Source organism: Rhodoferax sp., from assembly GCF_039922535.1.
Taxonomy (GTDB): domain Bacteria; phylum Pseudomonadota; class Gammaproteobacteria; order Burkholderiales; family Burkholderiaceae_C; genus Rhodoferax_B.
This window is the reverse complement of the sequence record NZ_JBDTEM010000358.1, coordinates 1-10,180: the sequence shown is the minus strand read 5'-3', so window position 1 is coordinate 10,180 and position 10,180 is coordinate 1. Positions and strand designations below refer to the sequence as shown.

Annotated in this window: 11 protein-coding genes; 4 read left to right on the top strand and 7 right to left on the bottom strand. The window is 63.9% G+C overall.

The features are described from left to right. From ABI213_RS17105 to ABI213_RS17085, 5 genes are all read right to left on the bottom strand, one after another. On the bottom strand, positions 1-301 hold a 301-nt coding region (locus ABI213_RS17105; RefSeq protein WP_348027971.1), incomplete at its 3' end, for a TfoX/Sxy family protein. Then, complete coding sequence (gene mltB, locus ABI213_RS17100) at positions 298-1,380, bottom strand: lytic murein transglycosylase B (protein WP_348006073.1); 1,083 nt, start codon at positions 1,378-1,380, stop codon at positions 298-300. The genes mltB and ABI213_RS17105, both read right to left, overlap by 4 nt. Before the next feature lie 26 nt (positions 1,381-1,406). Next, positions 1,407-3,395 carry a DUF3488 and transglutaminase-like domain-containing protein gene (locus ABI213_RS17095; protein ID WP_348027969.1) on the bottom strand — a complete coding sequence of 663 codons (1,989 nt, stop codon included), beginning with the start codon at positions 3,393-3,395 and terminating at the stop codon, positions 1,407-1,409. A 49-nt stretch (positions 3,396-3,444) separates the two neighbouring features. Beyond that, entirely contained in the window at positions 3,445-4,395 is a 951-nt protein-coding gene (locus ABI213_RS17090) for a DUF58 domain-containing protein (protein WP_348007860.1), read from the bottom strand. Between the two features lie 2 nt (positions 4,396-4,397). After that, positions 4,398-5,318 carry a MoxR family ATPase gene (locus ABI213_RS17085; protein ID WP_348007851.1) on the bottom strand — a complete coding sequence of 307 codons (921 nt, stop codon included), beginning with the start codon at positions 5,316-5,318 and terminating at the stop codon, positions 4,398-4,400. Positions 5,319-5,354: 36 nt separating this feature from the next. On the opposite strand from ABI213_RS17085, the gene ABI213_RS17080 reads away from it, so the two are divergent. Both ABI213_RS17080 and ABI213_RS17075 read left to right on the top strand, forming a co-directional pair. Further along, entirely contained in the window at positions 5,355-6,308 is a 954-nt protein-coding gene (locus ABI213_RS17080; RefSeq protein WP_348007852.1) for a histone deacetylase family protein, read from the top strand. Positions 6,309-6,397: 89 nt separating this feature from the next. Further along, positions 6,398-7,741: a mechanosensitive ion channel domain-containing protein gene (locus ABI213_RS17075; protein WP_348007853.1), complete on the top strand. Its 1,344-nt coding sequence runs from the start codon at positions 6,398-6,400 to the stop codon at positions 7,739-7,741. Here the strand turns inward: ABI213_RS17075 and ABI213_RS17070 are convergent. After that, positions 7,705-7,932 (bottom strand): helix-turn-helix transcriptional regulator, encoded by a 228-nt coding sequence (locus tag ABI213_RS17070; protein ID WP_348007854.1) that lies wholly within the window; start codon positions 7,930-7,932, stop codon positions 7,705-7,707. The genes ABI213_RS17075 and ABI213_RS17070 overlap by 37 nt on opposite strands. Before the next feature lie 9 nt (positions 7,933-7,941). Then, entirely contained in the window at positions 7,942-8,502 is a 561-nt protein-coding gene (locus ABI213_RS17065) for a DUF2975 domain-containing protein (RefSeq protein ID WP_348007855.1), read from the bottom strand. A 90-nt stretch (positions 8,503-8,592) separates the two neighbouring features. On the opposite strand from ABI213_RS17065, the gene ABI213_RS17060 reads away from it, so the two are divergent. Further along, positions 8,593-9,210, top strand: a complete 618-nt coding sequence (locus ABI213_RS17060; RefSeq protein ID WP_348007856.1) for a hypothetical protein — start codon at positions 8,593-8,595, stop codon at positions 9,208-9,210. 386 nt (positions 9,211-9,596) lie between these two features. Beyond that, a partial coding sequence (locus tag ABI213_RS17055) for an electron transfer flavoprotein subunit beta/FixA family protein (RefSeq protein ID WP_348027967.1) occupies positions 9,597-10,180 on the top strand: 584 nt, incomplete at its 3' end.

The window sequence follows — 10,180 nt, the reverse complement described above, 5'->3', positions numbered from 1 at the left end:
GCGCCAGCGTCAGCAGGGCCGTGGGGTCTTCCAGAACTTCCGCAGGGACCTCGAAGTATTTCTTCACCTGCACGCGCCGGGCCTTGGTGTTGTAGGCAAAGCACTGGCTGCCCATCTGTTCGTACTGCGGGCGGGTAGCGTCGCTCACCGCGAAGTACAGCGTGTTGCCCATCAGCATCGCAAACTGGGTGTCGCAAGACACCAGGCCAATGCCGCCAAAAAAGGGCTTGCTTTGCAACTGCTCCATGCCGACCAGTTGCTCGACGATGAACGCCACAAAGCTGGAGCTGCCGGCACTCATGGTGCAGTTTTGCCTTTGACGATGGCCGCCACTTCCTGCCCCAGCTCCAACACCGCCATGGCGTAGTAGCTGCTCCAGTTGTAGCGGGTGATGGCGTAGAAGTTTTCGGTGCCTGCCACGTACTGCGGTGGGTCGCCACCGTTTTGCAGCTCCACCAGTGCCAGCGGGCCGGTGTGTTGCAGGGCGGGGCCGTCGAGCTGTGCACCCAGAGCCTGGAAGCGGGCGACGCTGAAGGTGGGCAGGATGTCGGGGGCCAGCAGGGCGTCCATGTCGGCATTCGGTGCCAGCTGTACCGGGTAGGTGGCGGGCATCCCGGGCTGCCAGTTGAAGGCCTTGAAGTAGCTGGCTACCGAGCCAATCGCGTCGGCCGGGCTGCTGAACAGATCGACCCGGCTGTCGCCGTCAAAGTCCACCGCATAGTTGACCCAACTGGTCGGCATGAACTGGGGCAGGCCCATGGCCCCGGCGTAGCTGCCGCGCAGGCTCAAGGGGTCGATACCGGCACGCTGGGTCAGGCTCAGGAACTGCTCCAGTTCGCCCTTGAAGTAGGCGCTGCGCTCCTTGGCGCGCGGGTGGCTGGCGGGGAAGTCAAAGGCTAGCGTGGCCAGTGCGTCGAGTACCCGGAAGTTGCCCATGTTCTTGCCGTAAATGGTTTCTACGCCAATGATGCCGACGATGATTTCGGCGGGTACGCCATATTCCTTTTCGGCGCGCTCCAACGTGGCGTGGTTGGCCTGCCAGAAGCGCACGCCGGCGGCAATGCGCACCGGGTCGATGAAGCGGCTGCGGTAGACCTTCCAGTTTTTCACCGTGCCCGTGGGCGCGGGGGCCATCAGGCGCGGCACGCTGGGGATGAACCGGGCTTGCGCCAGTATCTGGTGCACCCAGATCGGGTCCAGGCCGCGGCGCTCGGCGATGTCGTCGGCGATGGCCATCACATCCTCGCGGCTGGCATACAGCGGGCCGCTGGGTGTGGCGCTGGTACCAGGCTTGTTTTTTAGGGTTTTTAGGCTCTTGGCGCAGACGGGAAGAGCGCAGGCAGTTATTAAAACGAGAGCAATCGGGAGAAGTTTGTGCATGGGAGTGGAAAGGTGACCGCCCAAGTCTAGCGCGGCCACACTAGCCGCTTGAATGCCCGCCGCAGCGCTGCCAGGCTGTCGGCGTTTCCAGTCTTGTGCGGCGCATAACGCAGGGCCTCCATTTGCAGCAGCCAGTCGCGCAGGGCGGGTTGGCCCAGTACCAGCGCAGCCATCTGCCGGGGTGCCGCGTTGGTGGGCACCGTGATACCGGTTTTGGCCAATTTGCGCCTTGCCTGGTCCAGCAGGCGCAGCCAGGGGTCGTGCTGGCGGCGTTCCCACTGGGCCCAGGCAGCACCGCCCAGGCTGGCCAGCACCAGCAGGGCGGCCAGTACCTTGCCCAGGTCTTCCCATTCGGGGCTGTTAAAACCGATGTTTTTCAGCAGGTTGAGCTGCTTGCTCTCGCTGTAGTTCAGCACCCACTGGTTCCAGCCGTTGTTGACTGCGTCCCAGGCGGCGCGCAGGCGGCGGGCGGTGTCGGGGCTGACGGTGGCCAGGGTGTTGGCAATCGCCCCGCGCGGGGCTTGCAGCCGGGTAAAGCTGCCCACACGGCCTGGTGACACCGTGCCCGTGGGGTCCACACGGGTCCAGCCTTGACCAGATATCCACACCTCGGCCCAGGCATGGGCATCGCTTTGGCGCACCACCCAGAAGCCGTCCATGCTGTTGAGTTCGCCGCCCTGGTAGCCGGTGACGATGCGCGCCGGTACATCCAGCGCCCGCATCAGGATCACGAAGGACGAGGCGATGTGTTCGCAGAAACCCTCTTTGCGGTCAAACCAGAATTCGTCTGCCGTGTCGCGCCCGTACAGGCCGGGGTCTAGCGTGTAGCTGTAGCCGCCGGTGCGCAGTCGGGTCAGCACGGTTTGCACCAGCGCTGCAGCGTCGGCAGTGGGCTGGGCGCGCCGCAGGTCGGCCGCCAGTTGCAGCGTGCGCGGGTTGAAGCCTGCGGGCAGATCGACAAAGCTTTGCAGGCTGATGTTGGCGCGCTGTGGCCCATAGCGGAACTGCGAATAGCTTTGCGCCTGGTAGCGCAGCAGGTCGGTGGTGGGGCGGCTGGCCAGCCATTGCAGGTCGGGTGTCATCACCGCGCCCAGGCCGTCGGGCAGGGTGGGGGCCTGGGGGGTGGCATCCAAGGTGAGTAGCCAGGGGCGGTTGTTGGGTTCCAGCGTCACCTGGTACTGCAGCGGCGGGCCAGATACCTGCACATCGCTGGCCCCGCTGCGGCTGAAGTCGCTGTAGCGCGGCTGCCAGGTGCGGCCGTCAAACAGCGACAGCACCGGGCCGCGAAAGTACAGATCGCGTTGCGCGGGCGGCGGGCCGTCAAATTTCACCCGCATGGCAATGCCGTCGTCCAGCGCCAGGCTGGCCATGGTGCCCACCTGCATTTGGTTAGACAGGCCGCTGCGTCCGGCCATGGCATCGCTGGGCACACCCCACAGTGGGGCCATGCGCGGAAACAGCACAAACAGCACCGCCATGATGGGCGCGCCCAGCAGCGCCATGCCGCCGGCAATACGGGCTGCCTCGCGCAGCGGGGCCTTGTTTTCTACCGGCATATGGGCATTGACCAGCGCCGTCAACAGCCCCAGCAGCGCCACCAGCATGGCAAAGGCGGTCAACAGCGACTGCGAGAAAAAGAAGTTGCTGAGCATGGTGAAAAAGCCCAGAAAAAACACCACAAACGCATCCCGCCGGGCCCGCAGCTCCAGGGTCTTCAACGCCAGCAGCACCACGATCAGCGTCACCCCGGCATCGCGCCCCAAAAGCGTTTTGTGCGTGGCCAGCGTGGCCGCCAGCGCCGCTCCCAGCAGCACCGCCAGCCACCAGCGCGAAGGCAGTGGCTTGGACTTCCACGCCAGCCAGCCGCGCCAAACCAGCACCCCCGCTGTGGCCATGGCGCACCACACGGGCAGGTTGCCCACCTGCGGCAGCACCACCCAGGCGATGACGGCCAGCAGGAACAGCGTGTCGCGGCTGTCGCGGGGTAGGGTTGTGAAAGGATTGCGCCAGCGCATAAGGTGTTTGCTATGGAATAAGTAGCTGCTTGTGCAGGTGGAATATGCGCTAGAGGCCGATTTGGCATAAAGCTAGCGCTTCCAGACAGCGCCGCTTGTGCGCCTCGCCCGCACCGGGCGCCAGGTCTTGCGCGGGCAGGCGCAGCCCGTAGTCCAGCCCCAACTGGTCGGCCAGCAGCACCCAGGCACACAGGCGCGAGAGTTTGGCCTCTGCGCCCAGCGACCCGGCCTGGGCGTAGTCCAGCCACAGCTCGTGCCGCTGGGCTTGCTGGCTGTCGCGGCTGACCAGTTCATCGGCTTTGGCGGCTTTTTTCCAGACCACCAGCTTCAGCGGGTCGCCGCGCCGGTAGGGGCGCACGCCGTCGAATTCACCGCTGGCGTGGGGCGCACTGTGGCTGGCCCCACCGGCACGCGGCTGGCCGGGCGGCAGCGGCGGCGGGTGGGCCTCGGGCCGGGGGTAGACCAGCAACTGGGCGGCAGGCCGCCAGTAGGTCCAAACGCGGAAGGTGCCCAGCGGAAAACGTGTCTCGGCCGTGATGGCGGGCAGGTGCTGCAGGCCGCGCTGGCTGGGGGTAAAGGCGATTTGCACCCGGCTGCTGCCTTGTGCGGGCACGTCTGTCCAGGCCCAGTGGCCACTGCCCAACAAAGCCAGGCCGATGCCGTGTCGCGTGGTTTTGCGCGTGCTGCTGATTTGTATGGCAATCGGGGCGCTAGCACCCATGTACTGTGCGTCGGGTGCTATCAAATGCAGAGTCAGGCCGCGCAGCGTGGCGTGGCCCACGTGCATGCCTACCACAGCGCAACCGGCCAGTAAAAAGGTCAGCACATAGCCCAGATTCAGCTGGTAGTTGATGCTGGCCACCAGCAACACCAGCAGCGTGGCCGCCAGCATCCAGCCGGGGCCGGTGGGCAGGATGTAGACGTTGCGCTGGGTCAGCAGCGTGGTGTCGGTCAAGTGGATGCGCGCCTGCCACCAGCGCTGGAAGCGGGCGCGCAGCATGTTCACGGCAGCGGCGTGCCTGCAATCATGGCCTGCACTTGTGCCACTGCGCCGCGCCCGGCATCGCCCACCGGCACCAGGCGGTGCGCCACGGTTTGCGCCAGGATGGCCTGCACATCGTCGGGGGCCACATAGTCGCGGCCACTCAGCAGGGCCTGGGCTTTGGCGGCGCGCACCACCGCAATGCCGGCGCGCGGACTCAGGCCCTGCAAAAACCAGCGCCCCGAGCGCGTGGCGGCCACCAGGTCTTGCACGTAGTCGAGCAGCGGGTCGGCGGCGTGGACTTGCAGCACCTGCTGCTGGAGCTGTTGCAGCTCCGCCGGACTGAGTAGGCTGGGCAAGTGCTCCACCAGGTCGCGCCGGTCTTGCCCGGCCAGCAACTGGCGCTCCGAGGCGCGGTCGGGGTAGCCCAGCGAGATGCGCATCAAAAATCGGTCCAGCTGCGACTCGGGCAGGGCGAAGGTGCCGAGCTGGTCCAGCGGGTTTTGCGTGGCGATGACAAAGAACGGCGAGGGCAGGGGGCGGGTCGCGCCTTCCACGGTGACCTGCTTTTCTTCCATGGCCTCCAGCAGCGCGCTCTGGGTTTTGGGGCTGGCGCGGTTGATTTCGTCGGCCAGCAGAATTTGCGCAAACAGCGGGCCGGGGTGGAACACAAAGCTTTCTTTGCCGCGCTCGTAAATCGACACGCCGGTCAGGTCGCTGGGCATCAGGTCGGCGGTGAACTGCACGCGCGAGAACTGCAAGCCAAAAGTGCGGGCCAGCGCATGCGCCAGCGTGGTTTTGCCCACACCGGGCACGTCTTCGATCAGCAGGTGTCCCCCAGCCAACAGGCAGGCCACGCAGTCCTGCACCTGTAAGGATTTCCCGACTATCACCGTGTTAAGCTGATTTAGCAGTTCGTTGAGTTTGTTTTTTACGTCCATTCTGAGACGTTAACCGAAATACAAAGACCCATTCCCGTGAACAAGACTGGCTACTTCACCCACCCCGCCTGCCGCAAACACGAAATGGGCGCAGGCCACCCCGAATGCCCGGCGCGGCTGGACGCGATTGACGACCGTTTGCTGATCAGCGGCGTGGGTGATGCGCTGGAGCACATCCAAGCCGCACCCGCTGCCTTGGCCGACATCGAACTGGCGCACAGCCGCCAACTGATCGCCACCCTGCGCGGCCTGACCGACACACTGCGCGAAGACATTAACGCCGGTGGCCCGACCCACGCGCAGGTCGACCCCGACACCAGCCTCAACATCTACACCTGGGATGCCGCACTGGCCGCCGCCGGGGCCACGCTGGCCGCCACCGACGCGGTCATGGCGGGCGAGCTGGAAAACGCTTTTTGCGCCGTGCGCCCGCCCGGCCACCATGCGGGGCGCGACACGGCCAGCGGCTTTTGCTTTTTCAACAACGTGGCGATTGCCGCCAAGTACGCGCTGGAGCGCCACGGCCTGCAGCGGGTGGCGATTGTGGACTTTGACGTGCACCACGGCAACGGTACCGAGAACATCGTCGCGGGGGACGAGCGCATCCTGATGGTCAGCTTCTTCCAGCACCCGTTTTACCCCGAGGGCGGGGCGCTGTCGGATGCCCCCAACCTGGTCAACATCCCTGTGCCCGCCTATACAAAGGGGATGGAGGTGCGCGAACTGGTCGAAATGGCCTGGATCCCACGCCTGGAAGCCCACCGGCCCGAGATGATTTTTATCAGCGCCGGATTCGACGCGCACCGCGAAGACGACATGGGCCAGATGGGCCTGGTCGAGCAAGACTATGCGTGGATCACGATGCGCATCAAGGACATCGCCCGCCGCTTCGCCAAGGGCCGCATCGTCAGCAGCCTGGAGGGCGGCTACGACCTGAGCGCGCTGGGCCGCAGCGTGGAAGCCCACATCCGGGTGCTGGCCGATTTGTAACTTTGTGCACATGCTACTTAATTTGTAGCTGCCTGCGCAGGTAGCACCTGCGCGGGAACCTTTTTTGGTTTGTTTTCTCCAACGTCTCCATGAATTCTATTTCCCCTTCTTCTCCCTCCAATACCGCCCCCATCACCGATTTAGACAGCTGGATTGCCGCGCTGTTACGCCCCACCGCCCTGGTGGAACTGGCCTCTTTGGGCGTGTGCATGCTGTTGGCCTGGACCCTGGTGTGGCTGCTGCGCCGGGCGGTGGGCACACCGGACGAAAAGTCCATCCTGTTCGGCCGCCGCATCGTCGATGGCGTGATGTTCCCGCTGCTGCTGCTGGGCCTGGGCCTGCTGGACGAATTGCTACTGCAACAGTGGATTCCGCTGGCGCTGTTCAAGATTGCCATGCCGGTGCTGGTGTCGCTGGCGGTGATACGCACCGGGGTCAAGGTGCTGCAGGTGGCGTTCCACAATGCCCCCGTGGTGCGGCTGCTGGAGCGCACCATTTCCTGGGTGGCCTGGCTGGCCATGGTGTTGTGGGTGAGCGGCCTGCTGCCGGTGCTGCTGGACGAGCTGGACCAGTTCAAATGGAAGGTCGGCGGCTCCACGCTGTCGGCCCGCAACCTGGTGGAGGGCGCGCTCACCGCCGGCGCGGTGTTGATCTTCACGCTGTGGATTTCTGCGGCCATCGAGGCGCGGCTGCTTAAGTCGGCCACCGGCAGTGCGCTGTCGCTGCGCAAAGCCATCAGCAATGCCACGCGGGCTTTGCTGATGTTTGTGGGCTTGCTGGTGGCCTTGTCATCGGTGGGGATTGACCTGACGGCGCTGTCGGTGCTGGGCGGCGCGGTGGGGGTGGGTATTGGCTTTGGCCTGCAGAAGCTGGCGGCCAACTATGTAAGCGGCTTTGTGATTTTGGCCGAGCGCAGCATCCGCATTGGCGACTTTGTGAAGGTGGACAACTTTGAAGGCCGGGTCACCGACATCAACGCCCGCTACACCGTGGTCAGCGCCCCCAATGGCCGTGAATCCATTGTGCCCAACGAGATGCTGCTGATCCAGCGGGTCGAAAATTTGTCGCTCAACAGCAGCCGGATTTCGCAGAACACCGAGGTGTCCGTCGGCTACGACAGCGATGTGGATCTGGTGATGCGCCTGCTAGTGGACGCGGCATTGGAGGAAGACCGCGTGCTGCGCGACCCGGCCCCGTTCGCCACCTTGACCGAGTTTGGTGCCGATGGACTGGGCTTCAATCTGGGGTATTCCATCAACGACCCGGAAAACGGCCAGGGCAATCTGCGCTCGGCCATCAATCTGCGCATTCTGAAGGCCTTGCGCGCCCACCAGATCGACGTGCCGTACCCGCAGCGCGTGGTGCATACGCGGGCGGTGCCGGCGAATGGGGCAGATCAGGGCGCCGCGGTGGTGTCGGCATCTGCCTCGTAAACCAGCAGGTCGCCGGGCTGGCACTGCAGGATGCTGCAGATCTTCTCCAGGGTATCGAAGCGCACGCCCTTAACCTTGCCCTGTTTGAGCAGGGACAGGTTGGCTTCGGTCATTCCCACCAGTTCGGCCAGCACCTTGGATTTGAGCTTGCGACGCGCCAGCATTACGTCGAGTTGCACCACGATAGGCATCGGCTTGCCTTAAACGAAAGCCGCGTTTTCTTCGGCCAAGGCCTGACCCTGGCCGATGATGGCGGCCATCAGCCACACCACACCGGCAAACAGTAGGGTGAAGATGTGGTCCGAGCCCAGCGCGATCGCCAGGTGCCGCATGCCCGGCGGGTTGTTCAACGTCAGCAGCACCGACAGGGCGGGCACCAGCAGCATGCCCGCCACTACCGAGGCCATAACCCACGCAGCAAAGTGGCGCAGGCCCTGCACCGCTTGTGGGGTAAAGACATGGCCCCGGGCAAATCCCTGAAAGCATTGGCGCGCCGTCCATAGGCCGCGCAGCAGCAAGCCAACTGGCACACAGGTCAGTAGCGCACCCGCCACCCGCTGCAGTGGCGTGAGTGCGCCCTGTATCGCGCCGGGTGCCAAGTGGGCCTGGGAGGCCAGGGTGCTGACATCGGCCAGTGCCCAGCAGGCCAACACGGCCAGAGGCAGCGCCCAGACCAACAGACCACAAGCGGCCGCCAGGATGTGGCTGGTACGGCGCAAGGCCAAAACGTCGGCTGGAGGGTTTGCGGCAGCGTGGTGCATGGTGGATTCCTGAAGCTAAGGGTTATTTTAATTTGACAAATAATTTCTGTAAAACAATAATTTATCAATATCCACTAGCAATACAACACAATGCCAAGTTTTTGGAAAACGGCGGTCTATGCCAGTCTGTTGCTCGGATTGGCGGCCTGCTCCGGCATTCCTATCCGCTCCATGGCGCGCCTGACCCAGCTGCCCGACCAGCTGCTGCACGCCAGCCCGGCAGAGATCCTATTTGCCGTGCAGGTGGATACCCGTTTGCTGCCCACGGTGAACGGTACGCCCAGCTTCAATATCGACATCCAGCCCGCCGTTGCCGGGGCTTTTGAGCCGGTGCAGCGCAAGCTGCCCATGGAGCTGAACGTCACGGCAACCCCGGCCATGGGGCTGGAGCCCGCGCCCACCGGGCGGCGTTGGATGTTGTACCGGTTCAGCCCTGCGTCGCAGTCAGAGTTGTCGCGTATTCAAGCCAATTTCTTGCGCCTGCAGGCACAGCGCCGCAGCGGCACGGGCGGCAGCTTGGCGGTGGGGATTGCGCAGGACGGGGTGGTGGCCACTGACGCGTCGCTGGACAACACGCGCTGGGAGAGCTGGCTGCAGACCTCGGCCCAGGAGGGTTTCTATCGGCTGTGGTCGGGCAGCTTGGGTGAACTCAAGGCACAAGAGCGCGCTGCCCGAGCTGCCCCGACCACACCTAAAAAAGGAGGCTGAGTTATGCAACCACGAACAGTTTTGCTGGGTGCTGCACTGGTGTTTTTGCTGGCAGGATGCTCCACCGAGGCTTGGTACAACGGCATGCAGCAAAGCGCGCAAGAGGCCTGTCGCACGCAGCGCAATGGTGCGGGGGCTGGGTGTACATCTCGGCGCTATACAAAGCCTTACCCCGAGTTTGAAAAGGAGCGCGGTGGGCTGAAACCTTAGCTGTCGCCTGGATGACGGTAGCGCGCATATCGCCGTCTATAATTTAAAACGAACGGTCGTGCTTTTTAACGGAGTACCCACGGTGATCTGGGCGTTGGCCCAAGACGGGACCTGCTGCGGCATAAAATCAGCGGGCTTAGGTATACGTCAATTCAATAACTCTAAGGAGTGCAGTGATGAAGGTCTTGGTAGCAGTGAAACGGGTGGTGGACTACAACGTCAAAGTCCGCGTTAAAACCGACGGAACGGGCGTAGACATCGCCAACGTCAAAATGAGCATGAACCCTTTTGACGAAATCGCGGTGGAAGAAGCCGTGCGTTTGAAGGAAAAGGGCGTGGTCACCGAAATCATCGCCGTTTCCTGCGGCGTCACCCAGTGCACGGAAACCCTGCGTACCGCCATGGCCATCGGTGCCGACCGCGCCATCCTGGTCGAAACCAGCGAAGAACTGCAGCCCCTGGCGGTGGCCAAGCTGCTCAAAGCCCTGGTCGACAAAGAACAACCCGGCCTCATCATCCTGGGCAAGCAGGCCATCGACGATGACTGCAACCAGACCGGCCAAATGCTCGCCGCCCTGGCCGACCTGCCGCAAGCCACCTTTGCCAGCAAGATCGAAGTTGCCGACGGCAAAGCCAGCGTCACCCGCGAAGTCGATGGCGGCCTGGAAACTATCAGCGTGTCGTTGCCCGCCGTGGTCACCACCGATTTGCGTTTAAACGAGCCCCGTTACGTCACCTTGCCCAACATCATGAAGGCTAA

What these genes read in the sequence shown, in the direction of transcription:
- mltB (WP_348006073.1), bottom strand. Translation starts at nt 1,380, where the DNA reads ATGCACAAACTTCTCCCGATTGCTCTCGTTTTAATAACTGCCTGCGCT.
- ABI213_RS17095 (WP_348027969.1), bottom strand. Translation starts at nt 3,395, where the DNA reads ATGCGCTGGCGCAATCCTTTCACAACCCTACCCCGCGACAGCCGCGAC.
- ABI213_RS17090 (WP_348007860.1), bottom strand. Translation starts at nt 4,395, where the DNA reads ATGCTGCGCGCCCGCTTCCAGCGCTGGTGGCAGGCGCGCATCCACTTG.
- ABI213_RS17085 (WP_348007851.1), bottom strand. Translation starts at nt 5,318, where the DNA reads ATGGACGTAAAAAACAAACTCAACGAACTGCTAAATCAGCTTAACACG.
- ABI213_RS17075 (WP_348007853.1), top strand. Translation starts at nt 6,398, where the DNA reads ATGAATTCTATTTCCCCTTCTTCTCCCTCCAATACCGCCCCCATCACC.
- ABI213_RS17070 (WP_348007854.1), bottom strand. Translation starts at nt 7,932, where the DNA reads ATGCCTATCGTGGTGCAACTCGACGTAATGCTGGCGCGTCGCAAGCTC.
- ABI213_RS17065 (WP_348007855.1), bottom strand. Translation starts at nt 8,502, where the DNA reads ATGCACCACGCTGCCGCAAACCCTCCAGCCGACGTTTTGGCCTTGCGC.
- ABI213_RS17060 (WP_348007856.1), top strand. Translation starts at nt 8,593, where the DNA reads ATGCCAAGTTTTTGGAAAACGGCGGTCTATGCCAGTCTGTTGCTCGGA.